This window comes from Nonomuraea soli (assembly GCF_013761175.1).
Taxonomy (GTDB): Bacteria; Actinomycetota; Actinomycetes; order Streptosporangiales; family Streptosporangiaceae; genus Nonomuraea; species Nonomuraea soli.
The window spans coordinates 197,966-221,800 of the sequence record NZ_JACDUR010000005.1 but is presented as its reverse complement, the minus strand read 5'-3'; the positions used below and the strand labels follow the sequence as shown (position 1 = coordinate 221,800).

General features: G+C 71.1%; 20 protein-coding genes. 14 read left to right on the top strand and 6 right to left on the bottom strand.

Annotated features, from left to right (window positions below):
• The first annotated feature begins 82 nt into the window (after positions 1-82).
• From HNR30_RS24620 to HNR30_RS24585, 8 genes are read left to right on the top strand one after another with little or no spacing between them, the layout of a single operon-like run.
• Entirely contained in the window at positions 83-775 is a 693-nt protein-coding gene (locus HNR30_RS24620) for an SDR family oxidoreductase (RefSeq protein WP_376771758.1), read from the top strand.
• A 16-nt stretch (positions 776-791) separates the two neighbouring features.
• Positions 792-1,937 (top strand): isochorismate synthase, encoded by a 1,146-nt coding sequence (locus tag HNR30_RS24615; protein ID WP_181612399.1) that lies wholly within the window; start codon positions 792-794, stop codon positions 1,935-1,937.
• Positions 1,930-3,453, top strand: coding sequence for a (2,3-dihydroxybenzoyl)adenylate synthase (locus HNR30_RS24610; protein ID WP_181612398.1), 1,524 nt, complete (start codon positions 1,930-1,932; stop codon positions 3,451-3,453). Before HNR30_RS24615 ends, HNR30_RS24610 begins: the two co-directional genes overlap by 8 nt.
• A gap of 2 nt (positions 3,454-3,455) precedes the next feature.
• Positions 3,456-4,070 (top strand): isochorismatase family protein, encoded by a 615-nt coding sequence (locus HNR30_RS24605; protein WP_181612397.1) that lies wholly within the window; start codon positions 3,456-3,458, stop codon positions 4,068-4,070.
• Positions 4,067-4,249: a phosphopantetheine-binding protein gene (locus HNR30_RS24600; protein WP_181612396.1), complete on the top strand. Its 183-nt coding sequence runs from the start codon at positions 4,067-4,069 to the stop codon at positions 4,247-4,249. The genes HNR30_RS24605 and HNR30_RS24600 overlap by 4 nt, the downstream gene beginning before the upstream one ends.
• A complete protein-coding gene (locus HNR30_RS24595) occupies positions 4,242-8,006 on the top strand; it encodes an AMP-binding protein (RefSeq protein WP_181612395.1) in 3,765 nt (1,254 codons plus the stop codon). Before HNR30_RS24600 ends, HNR30_RS24595 begins: the two co-directional genes overlap by 8 nt.
• Complete coding sequence (locus HNR30_RS24590; protein WP_181612394.1) at positions 8,000-8,287, top strand: DUF2218 domain-containing protein; 288 nt, start codon at positions 8,000-8,002, stop codon at positions 8,285-8,287. The genes HNR30_RS24595 and HNR30_RS24590 overlap by 7 nt, the downstream gene beginning before the upstream one ends.
• A gap of 45 nt (positions 8,288-8,332) precedes the next feature.
• The gene (locus HNR30_RS24585) at positions 8,333-10,366 is read left to right on the top strand and encodes an ATP-binding protein (protein WP_181612393.1); all 2,034 of its coding nucleotides are present in this window, start codon (positions 8,333-8,335) and stop codon (positions 10,364-10,366) included.
• Positions 10,367-10,434: 68 nt separating this feature from the next.
• On the opposite strand, the gene HNR30_RS24580 is transcribed toward HNR30_RS24585, so the two are convergent.
• Positions 10,435-11,247, bottom strand: a complete 813-nt coding sequence (locus HNR30_RS24580) for a PIG-L deacetylase family protein (RefSeq protein WP_312894613.1) — start codon at positions 11,245-11,247, stop codon at positions 10,435-10,437.
• Positions 11,248-11,286: 39 nt separating this feature from the next.
• Between HNR30_RS24580 and HNR30_RS24575 the strand changes: the two genes are divergently transcribed.
• A complete protein-coding gene (locus HNR30_RS24575; protein ID WP_312894612.1) occupies positions 11,287-12,399 on the top strand; it encodes a glycosyltransferase family 4 protein in 1,113 nt (370 codons plus the stop codon).
• 109 nt (positions 12,400-12,508) lie between these two features.
• On the opposite strand, the gene HNR30_RS24570 is transcribed toward HNR30_RS24575, so the two are convergent.
• The 3 genes from HNR30_RS24570 to HNR30_RS24560 form a co-directional block, all read right to left on the bottom strand.
• Positions 12,509-13,924 carry a DUF2079 domain-containing protein gene (locus HNR30_RS24570; RefSeq protein WP_312894611.1) on the bottom strand — a complete coding sequence of 472 codons (1,416 nt, stop codon included), beginning with the start codon at positions 13,922-13,924 and terminating at the stop codon, positions 12,509-12,511.
• Positions 13,925-14,530: 606 nt separating this feature from the next.
• Positions 14,531-15,988, bottom strand: a complete 1,458-nt coding sequence (locus HNR30_RS24565) for a DUF2079 domain-containing protein (protein ID WP_312894610.1) — start codon at positions 15,986-15,988, stop codon at positions 14,531-14,533.
• Between the two features lie 306 nt (positions 15,989-16,294).
• Complete coding sequence (locus HNR30_RS24560) at positions 16,295-16,660, bottom strand: DUF8711 family protein (RefSeq protein WP_181612391.1); 366 nt, start codon at positions 16,658-16,660, stop codon at positions 16,295-16,297.
• A 131-nt stretch (positions 16,661-16,791) separates the two neighbouring features.
• Here HNR30_RS24560 and HNR30_RS24555 point away from each other — a divergent pair, with 131 nt between their 5' ends.
• A complete protein-coding gene (locus HNR30_RS24555; protein WP_246379142.1) occupies positions 16,792-18,111 on the top strand; it encodes an APC family permease in 1,320 nt (439 codons plus the stop codon).
• Between the two features lie 36 nt (positions 18,112-18,147).
• Here the strand turns inward: HNR30_RS24555 and HNR30_RS24550 are convergent, their stop codons facing one another.
• Positions 18,148-18,696, bottom strand: a complete 549-nt coding sequence (locus HNR30_RS24550) for a TetR/AcrR family transcriptional regulator (protein WP_181612389.1) — start codon at positions 18,694-18,696, stop codon at positions 18,148-18,150.
• A 25-nt stretch (positions 18,697-18,721) separates the two neighbouring features.
• Between HNR30_RS24550 and HNR30_RS24545 the strand changes: the two genes are divergently transcribed.
• Both HNR30_RS24545 and HNR30_RS24540 read left to right on the top strand, forming a co-directional pair.
• The gene (locus HNR30_RS24545) at positions 18,722-19,873 is read left to right on the top strand and encodes an FAD-dependent oxidoreductase (RefSeq protein WP_181612388.1); all 1,152 of its coding nucleotides are present in this window, start codon (positions 18,722-18,724) and stop codon (positions 19,871-19,873) included.
• Between the two features lie 54 nt (positions 19,874-19,927).
• On the top strand, positions 19,928-21,025 hold the full coding sequence (locus tag HNR30_RS24540; RefSeq protein ID WP_312894609.1) for an aromatic ring-hydroxylating oxygenase subunit alpha: 1,098 nt from the start codon (positions 19,928-19,930) through the stop codon (positions 21,023-21,025).
• On the opposite strand, the gene HNR30_RS24535 is transcribed toward HNR30_RS24540, so the two are convergent.
• Entirely contained in the window at positions 20,992-21,513 is a 522-nt protein-coding gene (locus tag HNR30_RS24535; RefSeq protein ID WP_181612387.1) for a DUF1707 SHOCT-like domain-containing protein, read from the bottom strand. The two genes, HNR30_RS24540 and HNR30_RS24535, sit on opposite strands and share 34 nt — an antisense overlap.
• A gap of 204 nt (positions 21,514-21,717) precedes the next feature.
• Between HNR30_RS24535 and HNR30_RS24530 the strand changes: the two genes are divergently transcribed.
• Together HNR30_RS24530 and HNR30_RS24525 are read left to right on the top strand one after the other, a co-directional pair.
• Positions 21,718-22,647 carry an anti-sigma factor RsbA family regulatory protein gene (locus tag HNR30_RS24530; protein ID WP_181612386.1) on the top strand — a complete coding sequence of 310 codons (930 nt, stop codon included), beginning with the start codon at positions 21,718-21,720 and terminating at the stop codon, positions 22,645-22,647.
• Positions 22,644-23,765: a low temperature requirement protein A gene (locus HNR30_RS24525; protein ID WP_181612385.1), complete on the top strand. Its 1,122-nt coding sequence runs from the start codon at positions 22,644-22,646 to the stop codon at positions 23,763-23,765. Before HNR30_RS24530 ends, HNR30_RS24525 begins: the two co-directional genes overlap by 4 nt.
• Positions 23,766-23,835 lie beyond the last annotated feature (70 nt).

Below are 23,835 nucleotides of genomic sequence, written 5' to 3'. Positions count from 1 at the left end.
GGTAAGGCTTACCTTAGCTTGACCAAGGCGTCATGGTCGATCTAACTTAGGCAAGCCTTACCTAATGACTCGGGGAGCTGGATTGGATCTCCAAGGCAGGCATGCCTTAGTCACCGGCGGCGCGGGCGGCATCGGCAAGGCGGTCGACATCGCCCTGCGCGCGGCCGGCAGCAGGGTCACCGTGCTCGACCTCGACACCTCGGTCGACGTCACCGACTCCGCCCAGGTGGATCGTGCCGTCGAAGCCGCGGAGCTGGCGACGGGCCCGATCGACATCCTCGTCAACGTCGCCGGCGTCCTGTGCCACGGACCGGTGACCGCGCTCACCGACGCCGAGTGGCGCCGCGCCTTCGCCGTCAACGCCGACGGCGTCTTCCACACCTGCCGGGCCGTGGCCCGGCACATGATCCCGCGGCGGAGCGGCGCCATCATCACCGTCTCCTCCAACGCCGCGGGAGTGCCGCGCGCGCACCTTTCCGCCTACGCCGCCGCCAAGGCCGCGGCCACGATGTTCACCAAGTGCCTGGGGCTGGAGCTGGCGCCGCTCGGCATCCGCTGCAACGTCGTGGCCCCCGGCTCGACCGACACCGAGATGCTGCGCGCGCTGCCGGGCGACCCCGTGAACGGCTCGCCCGGGCGCTTCCGCATCGGCATCCCGCTGGGCCGCGTCGCCCAGCCCGCCGACGTCGCGGAAGCCGTGCTCTTCCTGGCCTCCGACCGGGCCAGGCACATCACCATGCACGAGCTCTACGTCGACGGCGGCGCTTCTCTCTGACGATTGGACCCCTTGAATGTCTTCACCCGGGCTCGCCCCGGCCGGCGGCGTGCTGTCCGCCTACCGGCCCGACTCCACCTTCGTCTTCTCCACCTCGCGCGGCACGCTGCTGGCCGAGGGCGTCTACTTCGCCGTGCCGCACTCGGTGCGGCCGGCCGGGCTGGCCGACCTGCCCGCGCGGGTCAGCGGCTCGCTGCGGGTCGCGCTGGCGGCCGGGCACGAGCGGCCCATCGTGGTGGGCGCGGTCCCGTTCGCGCCCGAGGCCGCCGCGTGCCTCGCCGTCCCCGTCTCCGTACGGCAGGCGCCCGCACCCTCCGCGGCCGTACGACAGGCGGCACCGCCTCCTGACCGCCTCCAGCGAGCCGAACCCTTCCCCACCCCCGACGCCTACCGGCGTGCCGTCGCCGGAGCGGTCGCCGACCTGCGCGCCGGCCGCCTGGAGAAGGTCGTGCTCGCCCGCACCCTGCGCCTGCCCTTCCACGGCGACCTGGCCGCGGTGCTGTCCGCCCTGGCCGCCCACGACCCCTCCGGATACGCCTACTCCGTGCCCCTGCCCGGCGACCGCACCCTGCTCGGCGCCAGCCCCGAGCTGCTCGTCTCCCGCACCGGCACCCGCGTGGTCGCCACCCCGATGGCCGGCTCGCTGCCCCGCTCCTGCGACCCCGCCCCGCTGCTCGGCTCCAGGAAGGACCGCCACGAGCACGCCCTCGTCGTCGCGGCCGTCGCCGAGGCGCTGCGGCCCCACTGCCGCTCGCTGACGGTGCCCGCCGAGCCGAGCCTGACCGCCACCGCGACCATGTGGCACCTGGCCACCACCGTCACCGGCGAGCTGGCCGGCCCCGAGACCACCTCGCTCACGCTGGCCGCCGCCCTGCACCCCACGCCCGCCGTCGGCGGCGTGCCGACCGACGACGCCCTGCGCGTCATCGGCGAGCTGGAGCCCTTCGACCGCGGCTTCTACGCCGGGATGGTCGGCTGGGAGGACGCCTCGGGCGACGGCGAGTGGGCGGTGACGCTCCGCTGCGCGGTCGCCGACGGCGCCACGATCACCCTCTTCGCCGGGGCGGGCATCGTCACCGGCTCCGACCCCGAGGCGGAGCTGGCCGAGACGAGCGCCAAGTTCGCCACCGCCCTGCGCGCGATGGGCCTGGCCGATGTCTGACCACACTCCCTGGCCCGAGGAGTTCGCCTCCGCCTACCGGGCGCTGGGTTACTGGCGCGGTGAGACCTTCGGGCAGTGGCTGCGCGAGCTGGCCCGGCGCCACGGGACGCGGGAGGCCGTCGTCGCGGGTGACGTGCGCCTGACCTACGCCGGGCTCGACCACGCCGCCGACCGGCTGGCCGCGGGGCTGGCCGATCACGGGCTGCGCAAGGGAGAGCGGGTGGTGGTGCACCTGCCGAACGACGCCGCCTTCTTCGAGGTGGTCTTCGCCCTGTTCCGGCTGGGCGCCCTGCCCGTGTTCGCGCTGCCCGCGCACCGCGGCGCCGAGATCGCCCACCTGGCCGGGCAGAGCGGCGCCACCGCCTACGTGACGGCGCGCGACCTGGCCGTCGAATCCCCGGTGCCCACGCTGTACGCCGACGCCCTGCCGTACGCCGAACCGCGCGAGCTGGACGGGCCCGACGCCTCCGACGTCGCCTTCCTGCAGCTGTCGGGCGGGAGCACCGGCCTGCCCAAGCTGATCCCGCGCACCCACGACGACTATCTGTACAGCGTGCGCGCCAGCGCCGAGATCTGCGAGCTGTCCGAGGAGAGCGTCTACCTGTGCGCGCTGCCGGTGGCGCACAACTTCCCGCTCAGCTCGCCCGGCGTGCTCGGCGTGCTGCACGCCGGCGGCCGGGTGGTGATGGCGCCCGCGCCCACCCCCGACGTCGCCTTCCCCCTGATCGAGAAGGAGGGGGTGACGATGACCGCCCTGGTGCCGCCCCTGGCGCTGGTGTGGATGGCCGCGCGCAGGAAGCACGACCTGTCCGGCCTGCGGGTGCTCCAGGTGGGCGGCGCCCCGTTCCCCGCCGAGACGGCGCGGCGGGTCGGCCCCGAGCTCGGGTGCCGCCTGCAGCAGGTGTTCGGCATGGCCGAGGGGCTGGTCAACTACACGCGTGCCGACGACCCCGACGAGATCGTGCACACCACGCAGGGGCGCCCGATCTCGCCCCACGACGAGGTGCTGATCGTCGACGAGGACGGCAGGCCCGCCGAGACCGGCGAACTGCTCACCCGAGGGCCCTACACGATCCGCGGCTACTACCGCGACGCCGACCCGTCGGCCTTCACCGACGACGGCTACTACCGCACCGGAGACCTGGTACGGCGCACGCCGAGCGGCCACCTGGTCGTCGAGGGCCGCGTCAAGGACCTGATCAACCGCGGCGGCGAGAAGGTCTCGCCCGAGGAGGTCGAAGCCTGCCTGCTCACCCACCCGGCCGTCCTGGACGCGGCCGTCGTCTCGCTGCTCGACCCCTACCTCGGCGAACGCAGCTGCGCGTTCGTCCTGCCCGGTGGCACGCCCCCGACGGCCGCCGAGATCCGGGCGTTCGTCCGCGAACAGGGACTGGCCGCCTACAAGGTGCCCGACCGGGTGGAGTTCGTCACCGCCTTCCCCACCACCGGGGTCGGCAAGACCAGCAAGAAGGAACTGCGCGCCGCGTTGCGCGCTGGCCTGCGAGGAGAGGTCTGACCATGGCACTGCCCGCGATCCCCGCCTACGAGCTGCCCACCGCCCTGCCGGACAACCGGGTCGCCTGGCGGGTCGAGCCCGCGCGCGCCGCGCTGCTGATCCACGACATGCAGAACCACTTCCTGGCGCCCTTCGAGTCCGAGCCCATCCCGTCGGTGATCGACAACATCCTCGGGCTGCGCGAGATGTGCGAGGCGGCCGGCATCCCGGTCTTCTACTCCGCCCAGCCCGGCTCCCAGACACCTCGCCAGCGCGGGCTCCTGACCGACTTCTGGGGCCGGGGACTCGGCGACCCGTACGGCGCCGCGATCGTCGACGCGCTGCGGCCGCAGGATCCCGCCTGCGTGCTCACCAAATGGCGCTACAGCGCGTTCGTCCGCACCGACCTGGCCGACCGGCTGGGCAGCCGCGACCAGCTCCTGATCACCGGCATCTACGCCCACATCGGCGTGCAGGCCACCGCACTCGACGCGTTCATGCGCGACATCCAGCCCTTCGTGGTGGGCGACGCGGTCGCCGACTTCTCGCTGGAGCACCACGTGGGCGCGCTGGAGTACGTGGCGCAACGCTGCGCCCAGGTCGTCTCGGCCAAGGAGCTGTCGGCGGTGCCGCGATGATGCGCGAATACGTGGCCTCCCTGCTCGACGGCACCGTGCCGGGCGACGACGAGAACCTGTTCGACCACGGGCTCGACTCCGTCCGGCTGATGATCGTCGCCGAGCGGCTCGAGGTCGACTTCGCCGACCTGGCCGAGCGGCCCACGCTGCGCGCCTGGGTGGAGCTGGCGGGTGAGTGAGTCACCGCTGACGCCCGCGCAGGAAGGCATCTGGACCGGGCAGGCCCTCGATCCGCTGTCGCCGATCTACAACGCCGGCGAATACGTCGAGATCGTCGGGCCGCTCGACGTGGAGCGGTTCTCGGCGGCGCTGCGGACCGTCGTCGATGCGGCCGACGCCCTGCACGCCAGGTTCGGCGCGGGAGCGCAGGTCTTCCGCCGCGAGCCGTGGTCGCTGCACGTGGCCGCCCCCGCCGGGCTCGACGAAGCGCTCGGCTGGATGCGGGCCTCGCTGGAGCGTCCCGTGGACCTGGCAGCCGGGCCGCTGTTCACCCAGGCGCTCTTCGTCCTGGGCGAGCGGCACCACGTGTGGTACCAGCAGATCCACCACATCGCCGCCGACGGCTACGCCTTCTCGCTGCTGGCCAGGCGGGTCGCCGCCGTCTACAACGGCGCCCCGGCCGAACTCGCGCCCTTCGTGCCCGCCGCCTCCACCGGCGCCGAACGGGACCGGTCATTCTGGCTCGGCCACCTGGACGGCGCGCCGGAACCCGTCTCGCTCGCCGCGCCCGCGCCCCTGGGCGGCGTCGTGCGCTCGACCGCCGCCCTGCCGTACCGGGGACCCGACCTGGCCGAGCGGGTGATCGCGGCCACCGCGAGCCACCTGGCCGCCTGGACCGGCGCGGACGAGGTCGTGCTCGGCCTGCCCGTGATGGGCAGGCTCGGCACGGACCTGCTGCGGGTGCCGTGCATGGCGATGAACATCGTGCCGTTGCGCCTGCGCGTGCCGTACGGCGGGGCCTTCGACGCCCTGTGCGGCCAGGTCGCCGGCGTGGTCCGCGACAGCAGGCCGCACCACGGCTACCGCTACGAATGGCTGCGCCGCGACCTGCGGCTGGTGGGCGGGGAGCGGCGGCTGTTCGGGCCCGTCGTCAACCTGCTGCCCTTCCGCCGGCCCCTGGCCTTCGGGGAGGCGACCGGCACCGTGCGCACCCTGTCGGCCGGGCCCGTGGAGGACCTGTCGGTGACCGTCTCCGACCGGGTCGTCCTGGAGGCCAACGCGGCCGCCTACTCCGCCGACGAGGTCGAAGGGCACCTGCAGAGCTGGCTGGAGCACTTCGGCGGGCTCCTGTCGGGCCGTCCCGTACGGCACGGCAGCCCGCTCGACGGCGGGCCGCTTCCCGCACCCGCGGTGCCGGTCGCCTGCCTGCTGCGGGCACGGGCGGCGGAGCGTCCCTTCGAGGGAGCCGTGGAGCTGGGCGGGCGGCGGATGACGTATCGGGAGCTGATGAAGGCGGCCCAGGCCTTCGGCGAACACGCCTTCGGGACCCAGGCCGGCCGGGCCGGGCTCGCCGGTGTCATGCTGCCGCGCGGCGTCGAGGCGATCGTCGCCATCGTCGGCTGCGCCCTGGCCGGCGTCGCCTACCTGCCGCTCGACCCCACCTGGCCGAAGGCGCGGCTGGACGCGGTGCTCGCCGACGCCCGGCCCGACGTGCTCGTCACCCCGTCAGGCGTGCGACGGCTCTCCACCGGCTCGCCCTCCGGCCTGGCCTACGTCATGTACACCTCCGGCTCCACCGGACGGCCCAAGGGGGTGGCGGTAGGGAACGAGGCGCTGGCGCAGTTCGTGGCCGGGGCGAGCGCCCGCTACGGGATCACCGGCGAGGACCGGGTGCTGCAGTTCGCGCCGCTGCACTTCGACGCGTCCGTGGAGGAGATCTTCCTCACGCTGTGCGCGGGCGGGTGCCTGGTGCTGCGGACCGACGACATGATCGCGTCGGTGCCGCGGCTGCTGCAGGCGTGTGCCGATCTCGGCATCACCGTGCTCGACCTGCCGACCGCCTACTGGCACGAGGTCGCCCACGCCCTGGCGGCGGGACTGTGCTCGCTGCCCTCCGGGCTGCGCACGGTGATCATCGGGGGAGAGGCGGCCCAGCCCGCGCGCGTCGCCGACTGGCACGCCGCCGTGGGTGCGGGCGTGCGGCTGATCAACACCTACGGGCCCACCGAGGCCACCGTGGTCGCCACCGCGGCCGACCTCGAGCCCGGCGACGCCGAGGCGCCCATCGGGCGGCCGCTGCCGGGGGTACGGCTGGCCGTCTCGCGGGGGGAGCTGGTGATCAAGGGGGACGGGGTGGCCCGGGGGTACGTGGGCGGCGCCGGGTTCGACCGGGTGTATCGGACCGGGGACCGGGTGCGGGTCAGGAGGGACGGGCAACTGGTCCACCTGGGGCGGGTGGACGACCAGTTCAAGATCAGCGGGCATCGGGTCGATCCGGGGGAGGTGGAGGCGGCCCTGCTCGCGCATCCCTCGGTGCGGGAGGCGGCCGTGGTGGGGCGGGTCGGGAGCGGCGGGGTGCGGCACCTGGCGGCCTTCGTGGTGGGAGAGGCGGCCGACCTGCGGGAGCACTTGCGGGGGGTGTTGCCGGCGGCGCTGATCCCGGGGCACATCGCCTACGTGGGGCGGCTGCCGAGGACCGGGTCGGGCAAGATCGATCGCGCGGCCCTGCGGGACTCGCTCACCGCCGCGCCCGCGTCCGTCGGCGGATCCGCCGTATCGCCCGCCGTATCGCCTGCTGGTGCGCCTGCTGGTGCGCCTGCCTCCTCGCTCGCCGTCTCGCCCGTCTTCGCGGCCGTGCTCGACGTGTGGCGGGAGGTGCTCGGCATTCCCGAAATATCCCCCGACGCCGACTTCTTCCTCCTCGGCGGCACCTCACTCCAGACCATCCAGGTCGTCAACCGCCTCTCCGTCCTCCTCGGCCGCCAGATCCCCGGCACCCTCGTCTTCCGCCACCCCACCCCCACCACCCTCGCCGCCGCCCTGCAAGGAGACGCAGCCGCCGACGCCCCCTGGGAAAGGGACGCGCGCCTCCCCGACGACGTCCGGCCCCGCCGTACGCCACACGCCGGAGCCGTCCTGCTCACCGGCGCGACCGGCTTCGTCGGCCGGCACCTGCTGGCCGAACTGCTCGCCGCCACCGACGCCCGCGTCGTGTGCCCCGTGCGCGACCCGAGCCGCCTGCCCGGCCACCCGCGCGTGCTGGCCGTACCCACCGACCTGACCACCCCCGGCTGGACCGCCGGCCTGCCGCGCGTCGACGCGGTCTACCACAACGCCGCCGTCGTCAACGTGACCCGCGGCTACGCGAGCCTGAGCCCCGTGAACGTCGGCGCCACCATCGACGTCCTGCGCCTGGGCGTCCCCGTTCACCACGTGTCGACCCTCGCCGTCGCCCCGCCCGGCCGGCCGATCCCCGAGGACTTCGTCCCCGCCCACGACGGCCTGCGCGACGGCTACCAGCGCAGCAAATGGGCCGCCGAGGAGCTCGTACGGCAGGCGCTTGACCGCGGTCTGCCCGCCGCCGTCTACCGCCTCGGCAGGGTCGTCGGCGAGCCCAACCCTCAGGACCTGTTCTGGCGCATCCTGCGCGCCTGCGAGCAGACCGGCGCGCGCCCGGAGCTGGACGTCGTCGAGCCGTGGACGCCGGTCGGCTACGCCGCCCAGGCGATCGTGGGCCTGTCCGCGACCGGCGCGACCGGCGTGTTCAACCTCGCGCCCCGCCCGCCCGTACGGCTCGGCGAGGTCCTGGCCGAGCTCCTGGGCGTGCCGCGCATCCCCCTGCCCGCCTGGGTGGAGCGGATCAGGGCGCTGGACCCCGCGCTGGCGCTCTTCTTCGACCTGGCCGCCGGCGCACCCGAGGCGCTCGGCGAGGTGCGTTGCGAGCGGGCCTCGGCCTTCGAGTGCCCGCCGATCATCTACAAGGAGGTTCTGTGCTGACGATCACGTCCACCGTGGAGACCGAGCGCGCCGCGCGCTACCTGGTGCAGCTGTGCAAACACTTCGCGCACAAGGTACCCGCCGAGTGGACCGACGAGGAGGGCACGGCGCGTTTCGACTGGGGCACCTGCGTCATGCGAGCCTCCGGAGGCGCCCTCCACCTGGAGGTGAGCGCGCCGGACGAGGAGAGCCTGGGACGCGTGCGCTACGTGGTGACCGACCATCTGGAACGCTTCGGCACGCGCGACAGCCTGGTCGTGACATGGAGCCCCCGCATGTAGGCACGACCTTCTCCAACGGCCGTCGCCCGCCTTACCATGCGGGTGATGGCCGTTGTCCGGAGCCGCGGAAACCTCCCCGCGGACATGACCAGCTTCGTCGGCCGGATCGCCGAGCAGGGCGGAGTGGTCAAACTGTTGCGCTCGGCCCGCCTGGTCACCCTCACCGGGACGGGAGGAGTGGGCAAGACCCGCCTCGCGCTGCGGGCTGCCAAACGTACGGCAGGGCGCTTCGCCGACGGGGTCTGGCTGGTCGAACTGTCCGAGCTGCAGGACCCCGAACTCCTGGCCCACGAGGTGTGCGGCGTGCTCGGCGTACGCGACCAGACGGCCAGGCAGCAGGTCCAGGTACTGGCCGACCACCTGGCGGACAAGCAGGTCCTGCTGCTGCTCGACACCTGCGAGCACCTCGTCGACCACTGCGCCGCCCTGTCGGCCTACCTCCTGCGCTCCGCCCCCGGGCTGCGCATCCTCGCCACCAGCAGGCAACCGCTCGGGCTGCCCGGCGAGCACATCCTGCCCGTCGAGCCCCTGCGCATCGAGCAGGAGGCGGTCCGCCTGTTCACCGAGCGGGCGCGTGCCGTACACGCCGGCCTCGACGTCACCGGCCCGGTGCTGGAGCTGTGCGACCGGCTTCAAGGGCTGCCGCTGGCCATCGAGCTGGCCGCCGCCCAGACCGGGTCGCTGACGGTGGAGGAGATCCTCTCGGAGCTCGAGTCGCGGCGACTCGACGGCCTCACCCGCACCGGCGTACCGCGCCACCAGAGCATGCGCACGACCGTCGGGTGGAGCCACGAGCTGTGCGAGCCGCTGGAACGGCTGCTCTGGGCGCGGCTGTCGGTGTTCGTCGGAAGCTTCGCCCAGGACGGCGTGATCACCGTCTGCTCGCACCGGCCCCTCACGCCGGAGAGCGCCCTGCGGACCCTACGCGGCCTCGTCGACAAGTCGATCGTGCAGCGCCTGCCCGGCGGCCGCTACCGGATGCTCGACACGATCCGCGCCTACGGCCGCGAATGGCTCGGGCACCTGGGCGACGAGCAACAGCTACGGCGCAGACACCGCGACTACTACCTGGGCCTGGCCCGGTGGTTCAACGCCGACTGGCGCGGCCCCGAGCAGTTCGAATGGGCCGACCGCATGGCCGGAGAACTGGCCAACCTCCGCATCGCCTTCGACTACTGCTGGTCGCACCCCGACGACTTCCCCACCGGCCTCGACCTGGCCGCCTCGCTCGTCTACTTCTGGGTCGCCTGCGGGCACGTCCGCGAGGGACGCCACCAGCTCGACCGGGCGCTGTCCCGCTGCCCCCAGCCGTCCTACGAGCGTACGGCGGCGCTGTGGGCGTGCGCGTTCGTCGCCATGACCCAGGGCGACCACCACGCCGCCCAGCGGATGCTCGACGAGGCCGGCGTCGCCGCCGCATGGCAGGACGACGCCCTCGCCGGCGCCTACGTCCTCACCATGCGCGCGATGCTCGCGATGCTGCGCGGCGCCCTCGACGACGCCGTCATCCTCGCCACCGACGCCGCCGACATCCACCGCGGGCTCGGCGACACCGGCTTCGGCGTGCTGCTGTCGCTGTCGGTGCACGCGCTCTCCCTCATGCTCGAAGGCCGCGACCTGACCACGGCGACAGGGATCGTCGAGGAGATGTGGCAGATCTCCGACACCTTCGGCGGGCGATGGGTGCGCTCCTACGCCGACCACCACCTCAGCGGCGTACGGCTCGCGCAGGGCGACCCCGACGGGGCCGAGGAACTGGCGCTGCGCTGCCTGGAGACCAAATGGCGGCTGCACGACACCGTCGGCACGGCGCTGGTCCTCGACCTCCTGGCCCGCATCGCCGTCGCCCGAGGCGACGGGCGGACGGCGGCACGGCTGCTGGGGCTGTCGCAGCAGGTGTGGAGCGACCAGGGGGCGGAGGCGGTGGCGATGGGGTCGGCGCAGCTGTCGTCACCGCGGGAGCAGTGCGTGAGCGCGGCGCGGGAGCTGGTGGGGGACGAGGGATTCGAGGCGCTTTACGGGGAGGGGAGAGAGGTGAATCTGGGGGAGGCCATCGGGGCACTGCTGGCCGGGAAGTGATCGCCCGCTGTCGGCACGGTCACGTGGGTTGCCCGGTCACCCACCTCCACCCGCCCCCAGTCCTCCTCTCAGGGCTCGTCGAACGGGTGCTTGAGCCGCGTGCCAGGCGGCAGGCCCCGCCGTACGAACCATTCGGTCCCGAACACCTGCCGATACAACGGCCCAGGAACCTTGAGCATCACCGCCAGCGTCCGATCACTCTCGCCCCCCGAAGCCTGAGACGCATGCGCGGCCATCGACGCCCGCTTCTGCTTCGCATACCGCCTGACATTCACCCGATGCGTGATGTCCGCCCCAGCCGTGTACGCGCTCTCGAACGTCCGCGGATCGAACTCCGGCGGGAACCGATACACCTTCCCCGCCATCCGCAGCAGCTTCACCAGCGGATCCCGGTTGACCGTCGCCTCCAGCACGATCGGCGTGCCCGCCAGCTCGGCCGCCCGCCGCCCCACCCGGTGCACCTGCACATGGTCGGGATGCCCGTACCCGCCCGCCGGATCGTAGATCGCCACCAGATCCGCCCGCTCCTCCCGCAGGATCGCCGCCAGCTTCTCCGCGGCCTCCTCGGAATCGGCGTCGATGAACGCGTTGTCAGGCCGATCCGCCGCGATCCCACCCGACGGGCTCAGCCCCGAATCCCCGTACCCCAGACACTCCACCCGGGCACAGCCCAGCACCGCCGCCGACTCGTAGAGCTCCTTCAACCGGGTCATGCCCAGCTCGTCACCGGGCTCCAGATCGGACAGGCCGCGCTCACCCGCGGTGGCCACGACCAGGACGACCCGATGACCCTCGGCGGCGAGCATCGCCATCGTTCCCGCCGTCAGCAGGGCCTCGTCGTCGGGATGAGCATGGAAGAACACGGCTGTACGTGGAGGCACAAGCCCCAGATTAGTGTGGGACGAGTGCGGATCCTTCACGTGAGTGACTGTTACCTGCCCAGGCTCGGCGGCATCGAGGTACAGGTGGCCGATCTGGTCGGCAAACAGCGCGAAGCCGGGCACGAGGTCGAGGTGGCCACCGCGACCCGCGGAGAGCCCATGCCCGGGATCCGGCGCATCGTCGCCCGCATGCCCTTCGACCTGCCCGTACACCCCGCCGGCGTGAAGCACCTCACCCGCCTCATGACCTCACGGCGCCCGGACGTGGTGCACGTCCACACGGGCGCCGTCTCCCCGTTCGCCTGGCAGGGCGTCCGCGCCGCCGTCCGCGTCGGGCTGCCCGTGGTGGTCACGGTGCACTCGATGTGGGACCCGGTGACGAGGGGGCTGTATCGGGCGCTTCGGCTGGTTTTCGAGTGGCAGAGGTGGGGGCTGGTCGCCACCACGGTCAGCACGGCGGCCGCGGTCCCGATCCGGGCGGTGGCGGGGCGGGGGGTGCCGGTGCACGTGGTGTCCAACGGCCTCGACCTGTCGGGCTGGCGCACCCGGCCCACGGGGGGCGCTCACGCCGAATCCGGCGCCACCGCTCGCTCCAACTCGGGCGAGATCCACATCGTCGCCGTGGGCCGCCTGGCCCCCCGCAAACAACCCGTCCGCCTCCTCCGCCTCCTCCACCAGGCCCGCTCCCGCATCCCCGCCAGCGTCCCCCTCCGCGTCACGGTCATCGGCGACGGCCCGGCCCGCTCCTCCATGGAGCGCTACCTGGCCAAGCACGGCATGACCTCCTGGGTCTCCCTGCCCGGCCGCTACTCCCGGGAGCAGATCGCCAAAACCCTCACCTCGGCCGATCTCTTCATCGCCCCCGCCCCCCGCGAGTCCTTCGGCATCGCCGCCCTCGAAGCCCGCGCCGCAGGCCTCCCCGTCGTCGCCCGCGCCCAGAGCGGTGTGGCGGATTTCGTACGGCACGGCAAGGAGGGCCTGCTCGGCCGTACCTTCGACGAACTGGTGGACGCGGTCGTCCGCCTGAGCACCGACCCGTCGCTGCGAACCGCGATCGCCGCTCACAACCGCGCCGTGGACCCGGTGGCCGGTTCCTGGCCGATCGTCCTCGACGGCTTCGACCAGTGCTACGCCCAGGCCCGCTCCCGCTGATCGGTCCACGCCCCCTGCCGGGGCGTACCTCCGCCACGCGCACCCCTGCCACGCTGAGGTCTACGTCCTGCGCGCCGAGCCCCAACACCCAGAAGCCGACGGCTCCGCCTCACGGCCGGTGCAGCACTACCACCCCGTCCTTCTCGAACACCCGCCGATACCCCTCACTCTCCAGCCTGGTCACCGTCCCCGCCTGATCCTCAAGCGACCCGAACGGAAAATCCCACCGCACAGTGTCAGCCACAATCCATGGCGCTCCACTGGGCTCAGGCCGCCACAGCAGCACGGTGGTGCGGTCCGTCAGCGCCGGCCCCGCATAGTTGACGGCCTCCACCACCACCCCGTCCGGCACCTGCTCCAACGCCGGCTCCAACGCCGCCGCCCTACCCTCGTCCCCCTTGTAGAAGTCGGGCGAGACGAGCTGGTCAAAGGCGAACCGAGGCACCAGCGTCAGGGCCACCACCGCCACCGCTCCCGCCCACAACAGCTGTAGTGACCGATCCCCGGGCCGCTTGACCCACCGCAACAACCGCACCAACCCATCGACCCCAGCACACAGCAGAATGACGACGATGAACGCGTTGTAGTGAAAGTCCGCCTGCCACCAGGGCTCCCGATCGGACAACAGCCGCTCGAACAGATTGGGCAAGGCGGCCAGAGTCAAAGGCGAAAGCAAGCACAACAACAATGTCGGCCACACCAGCAACACCATCGTGTCGACCTTGGCCTCGGCACCGTTACCGAACAGCGCGGAGAACGGATCGGAAAACACCGCGGCCACCATCTGGGACACCCCTTCCCCGAGGTGTCCGTACGCCCAGTAATCCGTCGGATCCCCACCGGCGGCCGGAATGAGCACCGCCCGTACGAGCCCGAAATGCAGCAGCCCCAGCCCGATCGTGTTGCACGCATGAAACCAGTCGCGCCGGGTCAGCAGATACAGCCCGAACCCCACGACGATCAGCCCCATGTCCTCCTTGACCAGGAGCAGCCCGAAGATCGCCGCGTAGAACCCGAGATAGCTGCGCACCTGATAACGCTCGATGGCGATCGCCGACAACACGGGCACGAACATGACCTCGTGCACGTCGAAGTTCACCATTTGCGCGATGGGCCAGGACAACGCATACGCCACGCTGACGCAATAGGCGGCCGCCCGCCCGAGCTGCCGCCGCGTGAACACCCAGATGAACGGAACAGCCGCCGCCAGCAACAACGCCTGCGCGACGATCAGCGTCGCCGGACTGTCATGCACCCAATAGAACGGCGCCAGCAACGCCCAGATGGGGGAGAAATGATCGGCGAGCTGGAGATACTCCAAGCCGCGATCGCGAAAGGCCCCGACGGCGGCGGTGTGCGGGGCGGAGAAGTCCGCATAAGCGCGCACCGTCTGATCGAAGATCACCAGGTCGAAGGTCGTGGCCCGGTAGGTGGCCAGCCTGACCAGCCCCAGAAAGGCGTAGAGGCAGCACGAGAGCAGGGCGAGCAGGCTCACCCATGTGTGGTGTTTTCTGACCAGACGCACGGCGGACAAGGGTAGGAGGCGAGGCAGTGGCATGTATAGGAGGGGGTTAGAAGGGATTTGTAGGTGCCGAGCACCCTATGCCAGTTCAGGCGCGGGTCGTTGACTTATGGCGCCAACTGGCCCCTGCACGCCAACAACAGGTCCCTGCTCGCCAACGACCGCATCCGCTGCCCACGACACACCGCACACGAAGCGCCGAGGTGGCGGGGGAGAGGGGTGGTGAGCTGACGTTGCTGCGTCTGGGGCCGCTTCCGCGGCGGCGGGGCACTGTGGTGACGGGGTGCTGTGGCGACGGCTTCTGCGGCGGCGGGGTTGTTGTGGCGATGGGGTGTTGTGGTGGCGGGGTGTTGTGGTGACGGGGTGCTGTGGCGACGGGGTGCTGTGGCGACGGCTTCTGTGGTGGCGGGGTGCTGTGGCGACGGGGGTGTTGTGGTGACGGGGTGCTGTGGTGGCGGGGTGTTGTGACGACGGCTGCTGTGACGGCGGGGCGCCGCACCAGGCACGCCGTGCCAGGCGCGCCGTGCCAGGCGTGCCGTGCCATGAAGCCGCGAGGGCTGCGAGCGCCCGCCACTCCCTGCGTGCCGTGCGTGGCGTAGCCACGACACCTCACGGGCGCCGGAGCACCACCACGCCGTTGCGCTCGAAGACGCGCTCGTACCCGGCGGCCACCAGTTCCTCCACCTGCGCCGCCTGCTGGGCCGCGGAGCCGTACGGGAACTCCCAGCGTTGGGTGTCGGCCACGATCCATGGGGCCGGGTAGCTGAAGCCGGGGCGCAGGAGCAGCACGGTGGTGCGGTCGGTGAGGGCGGGACCCATGTAGTTGACCGTGGCGACCGTCACGCCGTCGGGTACGCGGCCGGCCGCCTCCGCAGCGGCGGCGGTCTTGAGGGGGTCGCCGCGGTAGAAGGCCGGGGACAGCAGTTGGCCGAAGGCGAAGCGGGGGACGAGGGTGAGAGCGACGGCGAGGACGCCGAGTGACCAGGCCAGCTTCCAGGCTCGGTCGTCGCCGCGCTTGAGCCACCGCAGCAGCCGGGCGAAGCCGTCGACGCCGGCGAGCAGCAGGACGACCACGGTGAAGGCGTTGTACTGGTAGTCGGCCGCGTGCCACTGGGTCCAGCTGCCGAGGAAGCGCTCCAGCAGGTGGGGGAGCGCCATCAGCGTCAACGGGGACAGCAGACAGAGCAGGAGCGTCGGCCACAGCAGGAAGAAGATCGTGCCGGTTTTGCCCTCGGTGGCGAACAGGGTGTCGATCACCTGGAACGGGTGGGTGATCATGCCGATGGCGGCGCTGCCGGGAGTGGGACCGAACTGGCTGTAGGCCCAGAAGTCGCTCAGCTGTCCGCCGACCGCGGGCATGATGACGCCACGTGTGAGGACCGCCGCGGTGAAGCCGGAGAGGATCATGATGGTCCCGTGGGCCCACTCGCGCCGGGTCAGGACGTAGAGGCCGAAGCCCGCCACCATCAGGCCCATGTCCTCCTTGACGAGGAGGAGGCCGAAGAGGGCCAGGTAGCAGGGCAGGAGTCGGCCCGCCTGGTAGCGCTCGATGACGATGGCCGTCAGGAGCGGGACGAACATCACCTCGTGCACGTCGAAGTTGACCGCCTGGGCGACCGGCCATGACAGGGCGTAGGCCACCGCCACCAGGTAGGCGGGGCCGGTGCCGAGCAGGCGGCGGGTGAACAGCCAGATGAAGGGGATCGCCGAGGCGAACAGCACCGCCTGGGCGATGATCAGCGTCGTGGGGCCGTCGTGGATCCAGTAGAAGGGCGCCAGCAGGGCGTAGATGGGGGAGAAGTGGTCGGCTATCTGCGGATAGTCGAGCCCTCTGCCGTGCCAGATGCCGATCGACGGGATGTAGCCGGGGAGGAATTTCGCGTAGTTGCGCACGGCCTGGTCGACGATGACCAGGTCGAAGGTGGTGGCGCGGAAGATGCCGAGCTTGACGAGGCCGAGGACCGCGTAGATCGCCGCTGCCAGCACGCTGATGGTCCCGAGCCAGATCGGGTGGCGCTGCTGGAGGCTGAGCTTCGGGGTCGCGCGGACCAGGGTGTCGGTTGCCACGGGCAGAAGGGTATATGGGGGTGTCCAGCTGTGGGACTGGCCGCGCGGCGGGTTGTGGATAAGTGGGGACGGGGTGAGCGGCGCCTACGCGGTCGATGTAGCCCTGTGAAGGGTGGGCGGTGGGGACAGCGAAAGGCCCGCGTCCCTCCAGGAGGACACGCGGGCCGATCGGGCGGTGCGACCGCTGCGTTCGCCGTCCCGCTCTGTGCGGGTGCGACGGCCGCGGTCGGCGAGCCGCTCTGCGTGGGTGCGGCCGCCGCACCGCTCTGCCCCCCACAGGCGGTACGGCGGCCGCAGGTCACAGGGTCAGGAGCAGGCCGCGGCGAGCTTGGTCTGGGCGCTCTGGGACTTGGTCGCGATGTCGGCCATCCCCGCGGGGTTGGAGGCGTCGACGCTCTCGACGATCGCGGCCAGGTCGTTGATGCCGCCGGCCAGGTCGCCGTCGTACTTCCCGGCGAGGGTCTTCAGCTGGGAGGCCGCCTCCTTCGTGGACTTCTCGAAGGCGGCCGGGTCCGTGGCGATGCTGGCGACGCTGCCACTCCACGTGGTGACGATCTTGTTGGCCTCGGTGACGGCGGCGTTGCAGTCGACTGCCTGGCCGACGGCGCCACACGAGGTGGTCAGGCCGATCAGAACGAGTCCGGCGAGGCCGACTCCGATCTTGGTCTTCATGGGGTGCGTTCCTTCGATTCGGATTTGCGACAAGCGGACATTATGGACCACCGCTTGAGGCCCGCTTTCACTTCGCCAACATCGGGTAGGGGATCGTTATGGTCACTGGTGAGGCTGCCCAACAGCCGTCGTTGAAGCGCGTCATCGGGCGTAAGGTCCTGCTGCTCTTCGTGATCGGCGACATCCTCGGCGCGGGCATCTACGCGCTGGTCGGAAAGGTGGCCGGGCACGTCGGCGGGGCGTTGTGGCTGCCGTTCATCGTCGCGTTCGTCCTCGCCGCGCTGACGGCGACCTCCTATGCCGAGCTCGTCGGCAAGTACCCTCACGCGGCAGGTGCGGCGCTCTACACGAACAAAGCGTTCAACATCCCGTTCCTGACCTTTATCGTCGCGTTCACCGTCATGATGAGCGGCATCACCTCGGCCAGTGCCGCGGCGCGGGCGTTCGGCGGGCGGTATCTGGCGGAGTTCGTGACGCTGCCGGTGCTCGTGGGCGCGTTCATCTTCCTCGCCCTGGTGGCGCTGGTGAACTTCGCGGGCATCTCGGAGTCGGTCAAGGTCAACGTCGTGCTGACGATCATCGAGGCGTTCGGCCTGCTGGTGATCGTCGCGATCGGTGTCTGGGCCCTGATCACGGGCGACGGGGAGCCGGCGCGGGCGATCGAGTTCCATCCGGCCAACGGCGCGTTCCTGGGCGTTCTGGGCGGTACGGCTCTGGCCTTCTACGCGCTGCTGGGCTTCGAGGACTCGGTCAACCTGGCCGAGGAGGCGAAGGATCCGCAGCGTGACTTCCCGCGTGCGCTGTTCGGCGGCCTGGTGGCGGCGGCTCTGATCTACATGGCGGTGGCCTTCACGGCGACGATGCTGGTCGACACCAAGACGCTGGTGTCGTCGTCGGGGCCGCTGCTGGAGGTGGTCAAGGTGGCGGGCCTGGCGTTCCCGCCGAAGGTGTTCGCGGCGATCGCGCTGCTCGCCGTGGGCAACACGGCGCTGATCAACATGCTGATGGCCTCCAGGCTGGTGTACGGCATGGCCCGGCAGAAGATCATTCCGCCGTTCTTCGGGGCGGTGCATCCGACGCGCAGCACGCCATGGGTGGCCATCGTGTTCACGATCGGCATCGCGGCCATCCTGGTCGCCTCGGCCAGTGACATCACTCCGCTGGCCGACACGACGGTGCTTCTGCTGCTGTGCGTGTTCGCGCTGGTGAACGTGTGCGTGCTGGCCCTGCGTCGTGAGGACGTGGAGCACCAGCACTACCGGGCGCCGACCTGGGCGCCGGTGCTGGGCGCTGTGGTGTGCCTGTTCCTGGCGCTGCCCGTCACCGGGCGCGCCGGTGACGTCTACCTGCGTGCGGCCGTGCTGGTCGGCGTGGGTGTGGTGCTCTGGGTGATCAACTGGATGTTCGTCGGCAGAGTCAAGGAGATCGACCCGACGAAGATCACCGACTGAGCCCCGCGATGACAACGGCCCGGCGATCGTCACCCATCAATGCACTCCGAATCCGGCGATCAGCACGTCGACGACCTCCTCCGGGGTCGGGAAGTCGATGCGCAGCATGCCCCGATAGGTGATGAACCCGACGCTCAGGTCGGTCAACAGCCACGGGTCGACGTCGGGCCGCAGCTCCCCCCTGGCCAGGGCCCGGTCGAAGATGCCCCAGTCGTGACGCAGCCGGTCCCGCATCATCGTGCGCATGATCTCGGCCACCTCCGGATCCTGCCCGGCAGCGCCGTACATCTGGAGTGAGACCGCCCCCATGGCGCTCCACGCGGTCATGGTCTCGCGCACGATGGCCAGCAGGTCGCCGCGGAACGAGCCGGTGTCGGGCGTGGCGACGGAGGAGTCGGTCAGCCCTCGCATCGCCTCCAGCAGCAGGTCACGTTTGGTGGCGTACCGGCGGAAGACGCTGGCCCTGCCGACCCCGGCCGCCAGCGCCACCTCGTCCATCGTGAAGTCCAGCCCGCGCGACAACAACATCGCCACGGCCGCGCGCCGGATCCGCTGATCCACGTCCGGGTCGGGTTGACGAGGCATAGTGAGACTCCTAGTATCAGATACTGTGGGTATCAAAACAAAGAGAGTAGTCGTCATCGGCGCCGGAGTCGCGGGACTCGCCACGGCCAGGGCCCTGAGATCCGAGGGCCACCATGTCGAGGTCTTCGAGGAGGCCCCCGAGCCGCGCGCCACGGGCGGGTCGATCAGCATCTGGCCGGGAGCGAGCACGATCCTGGAGCGTCTGGGCGTCGACCCCGGCCGCAAGGGCAGCAGGCTGCGCGAGATGCAGACCCTCTCGCCACGCGGCCCCCGCCGCGCCGGCGTCGACCTCGCCGTGGCGGAGCGGCGCCTGGGCGCCCCCTCCTGGCACATCGCCCGCCAGGACCTCGTGGAGCTGCTCGCCGAGGACGTCGAGGTCACCTACGGCGCCACCATCGCCTCGGCCGACCCCGACAGGGCGCAGGTGCGGCTCGCCGACGGCACGACGGTCGGCGGCGACGTGCTGGTGGGCGCCGACGGCCGCCGCTCTGTCGTACGGCGGGCGTTGCGGGACGAGGATCCCGCGCGTCCCAGCGGCTGGGTGACCTGGCAGGGCTACCTGCAAGGAGAGCCGAGGTGGCGTTTCCTCGACGGCGTGGCCGGCCCGAAGGTCAGGGGCCGTCTCGGCGAGGGCGTCCAGCACACGGTCACCATGATGGTCGGCCGCGCCGGCCTGTTCGGTCTGGCGCCCGCCGGCTCCGGCCGCCTGCTGTGGTGGTTCGATGTGCGTTCCAGGCCCGGCCGCCGGCTCTGGACCGACGAGACCGACCCGATGCCCGCGCTGAAGGGCCTGTTCGGCGGCTGGGCCGACCCGGTCTCCACGCTGCTGGGCCTGGTCTCGGCGCCTCCGTCGTTCGCGCACGTCAAGCATCGTGTGCCGAAGGTCTGGGGCAGGGGGCCGACGACGCTGGCCGGCGACGCCGCGCACAGCATGCCGCCGGCGATGGCGATGGGCGCCAACCAGGCGCTGGAGGACGCCTGGGCCCTGGCCCGCGGCATCGGCGACCTGCGCCGCTACGAGCGCGAGCGCACGAAGGTGGTGCGCCTGCCCGCGCTCATGGCGGGCCTGGAGATGTCGAACTATCCGGCTCCTCCCATGCCGGATGCCGTGATGAGCTCGGTGTTCACCACGTTCCTGCGCAGGTCGAGCACCTACCTCTTGACCACGTCCCGGTAAAGACGCATATTGAGCAACGCAGTGCGTATTACGCAACAAACTGTGGAGCCATCTGTGTCGAGTCTGATCCCCACCCTGCCCGGCCGCTCCTACACCGACCCCGAGATCTTCGCCGAGGAACAGCGCAGGATCTTCGAATCCCTCTGGCACTGCGCCGTCAGATCCGACGAGCTGACCAGGCCAGGAGCCTTCAAGACCGTCAGAATCGGCCGCGAGAGCGTGATCGTCGTCAGGGGCCGCGACGATCGTTTACGCGCCTTCCTCAACGTCTGCCGCCACCGCGGCGCGCGCCTGTGCCCCGAGGAGTCGGGCGAGGTCAAGCGGACCATCAGGTGCAGCTACCACGCCTGGGCCTACGACCTCGACGGCACCCTGGTCGCCGCGCCCAACCTCGTCAAGATGCCCGACATCGACCGGGTCAGGTACGGCATGCTCCCCGTGCACCTGCGCGAGTGGCTCGGCTACACCTGGCTCTGCCTGGCCGACGAGCCGCCGGACTTCGAGGAGAGCGTCAAGGGCGCCGCCACCGAGCGCCTGGGCGACCCGGCGGCCATCGACCGATACCACGTCGACAAGCTCGCCCTGGGCAGGCGCATCGTCTACGACGTGAAGGCCAACTGGAAGCTGATCGTCGAGAACTTCATGGAGTGCTACCACTGCGCCACGATCCACCCCGAGCTGACGGCGGTGCTGCCGGAGTTCGCGGGCGGCTTCGCGGCGCAGTACTACGTCGGCCACGGCGCCCTGTTCGCCGAGAAGGCCGAGGGCTTCACCATCGACGGTTCCAGGGGCTTCGCCAAGCTCCCCGACGTGAGCGACGAGCAGGACCGCCGCTACTACGCCATCACCGTCAAGCCGCAGGTCTTCATCAACCTGGTGCCCGACCACGTCATCCTGCACCGCATGTTCCCGCTGGAGGCCGACCGCACGATCGTGGAGTGCGACTGGCTCTACCACCCCGACGTTGTCAGTAAAAATCTGGACAAGTCGGTGGAGCTCTTCCACCGCGTCAACGAGCAGGACTTCGAAGCCTGCGAACAGACCCAGCCGGGCATGTCGTCACGGGCCTACCGCGACGGCGGCGTGCTCGTCCCGAGCGAGCACCACATCCAGAAATTTCATGACTGGGTGAACCAGCGCTTGCGCGGATAGCGCACGACCAGGTTCCCGTACGACAACTCCCCGGTCACGCGCACGTGCGGCATCCCGGAATGCTGGGACACCTCCAGTGAGACGGATCCCCACCCGGTGCGCAACTCGTCGGCGTCGGCGGAGGCGCCCACCGGAAGCACGATCTTCGCCGAGCCGTACGCCAGCTCGAACCGCACCTCGACGATGGGATGGAGGCAGCGGGCCTCGGACATGTCCAGGTCCGCGCTGCCGTACTTGGACACGACCCGCAGCGTCCTGGGCACCTCCCAGTCTCCGGCGCGCTGCAGCGAGCCGTTCTTGGACTCCAGATGGACCAGCTTGGCCGGCGCCGGGAGATCGGCGAGCAGTCCCTCCAACTCGTCGTGCGTCCGGGCCGCCAGGGCCCGCTCCAGGCGCTGATCCATCTCGACCGGTGTGAGCCGCCCTTCGGTGAAGGCCACCTGCAGGCGCTCGACGGTCAGATCGCGGTCGTGATCGGAGGCGCGCACACTTTCAGACTAATACGGCAGCACACGCCCTGAAGGTGTGCGAAGGTCGATGGGCGGGGGGCGCCGCGGGGGCCGGGGCCGCTGGATGACCTGGACTCTCTTCACCGGGGACCTCCGTTTGAGGGATTGCCTCCTGTATACCCGGACACGACAGATGAATGTCACCGGTCTCGACACGCCGTAGGAAAGGTAACGTGGGCAGTGATGCTGGCCGACCCTTTCGTGCACCCGGCGTTCTTCTACCGAGGCGGCCGGGAGTACGCCGCTGTCACGGTGCCCTTCGTCCGCGCCGGGCTGACAGCCGGTGAGCCGGTGGCCGTCGCGGTGCCGCCGGCCAATCTCAAGCTGCTCGAACACGAGCTGGGGCCGCAGGCCGAACGGGTCGAGCTGATCGACATGACGGTCGCGGGCCGCAATCCGGGCCGGATCATCCCCGCCGTGCTGCGCGACTTCGCCGACCGTCACCGGGGTATGCGCGTGCGCATCATCGGCGAGCCGGTGTGGGCGGGGCGCAGCGACAGCGAGTATCCCGCCTGCGCGCAGCACGAGGCGCTGATCAACCGCGCCTTCGCGGGCAGGCGCGCCACGATCCTGTGCCCGTACGACGCCGACGTGCTCACCCCCGAGATGCTCGCCGACGCCGAGCGCAACCATCCCGTGCTCTGGGGGCGCGAGCGCACCGCTCCCTACGCGCCCGACGAGGTCGTCGCCCGCCACAACCGGCCGCTCCCTGTGCCTGACGACGCGACCAGGCTGCGCTTCGACCGCTCGAACCTGGGCGAGGCCAGGCAACTGGCCGCGGAGCTGGCCGTACGGCTGGGCTTCTCCGAACCCCGGCTCCATGACGTCCGCCTGGTGATGGCCGAGCTCGGCGCCAACAGCCTCGACCACGGCGGCGGCGCGGGCGAGCTGCGGCTGTGGATCGACGACGACCGCATGGTGTGCGAGGTCGCCGACACCGGCCACATCGTCGACCCGCTGGTCGGCCGCCGCCCTGTCGACCCCCGCACCGCGGGCTCGCGCGGCCTGCTGATCGTCAACCTGCTCAGCGACCTGGTCAGGGTGCACACCCGTGAGGGCTTGACCACCATCCGCGCCTATTTTGAGGTTCCCTCGGGCATCCTGTCGGCATGACCTGGTTGCGCCCGATGCGGCCGCGCGATGTCGCCGAGTCCCATCGGGTGGCGACGACGCTGGAGCTCTTCTTCGACCTGTTCTTCGTCGTCGCGGTGGCCGCCGCCGGGGTGCAGCTGCACGAGCGCATCGCCGAGAACCACGTCCTGGCCGGGGTGCTGGGGTACGCGCTGGTCTTCTACGCCATCTTCCTGGCCTGGCTGCAGTACACCTGGTTCGCCTCGGCCTACGACACCGGCGACATCGTCTTCAAGCTGCTGACCCTGGTCGTCATGGCCGGGGTGGTGATCCTGGCCGCCGGCATCCCGCGCATGTTCGAGCAGGACTTCACCCTCGGCGTCACGGGCTACGTGGTGATGCGCCTGGCCCTGGTGGCCTTCTGGGTACGGGTGGCGCGCAGCGATCCGGAGCGGCGGCCGACGGCGATCAGGTACGCCGTCGGCACCACGCTGGCGCAGTGCGTGTGGGTGAGCTTCCTGTTCGTGCCCGAGCCGCTGAAGCTGCCGTGGCTGATCGTGGGCATCCTGGCCGACATGACCGTGCCCGCCTTCGCCGAGCGGGCCGGCCGTACCCCGTGGCATCCGCACCACATCGCCGAGCGGCACGGCCTGTTCACCATCATCGTCATGGGCGAGAACGCCCTGGCCGTGGTCAACGCCGTGCGGGAGGGCACGGCCGAGCACGAGCTGCATTCGGGACCGCTCTGGCTGGCTGCGGGCGGGCTGGTGATCGTGTTCTCGATCTGGTGGCTGTACTTCCGCCCCGACACCGCGCACGCGCTGGAGAACCGTCGCAGCGCCTTCGTCTGGGGATACGGACATTACGTGGTCCTGGCCTCGATCGCCGCGATCGGCGCCGGTCTTGAGTCGGCCGTCAGCTACGAGAGCGGCCACGCGCACATCTCGCTGCTGACCGCCGGGCTGGCGCTGGCCGTCCCGGTGGCGCTGGCGGTGTTGTCGATCTGGGTGGTCCAGGTCAGGCCGCACGGCTACGGCAGGATCGCCTTCCCGCTCGCCGCGGCGCTCATCCTCGCCACGGCCCCGCTTCCCACGCAGTTCCAGTCGCTCGCCATCGGCGTCGTCATGATCGGTCTGGTGGCGTCAACCACCCGACCCTGATGGGGTCAGCCCTACCAGGGTCCGTCTCCCCGCAGGTCAGCGCGGGCGGTCCGACTTTGGGAGTAAGGGT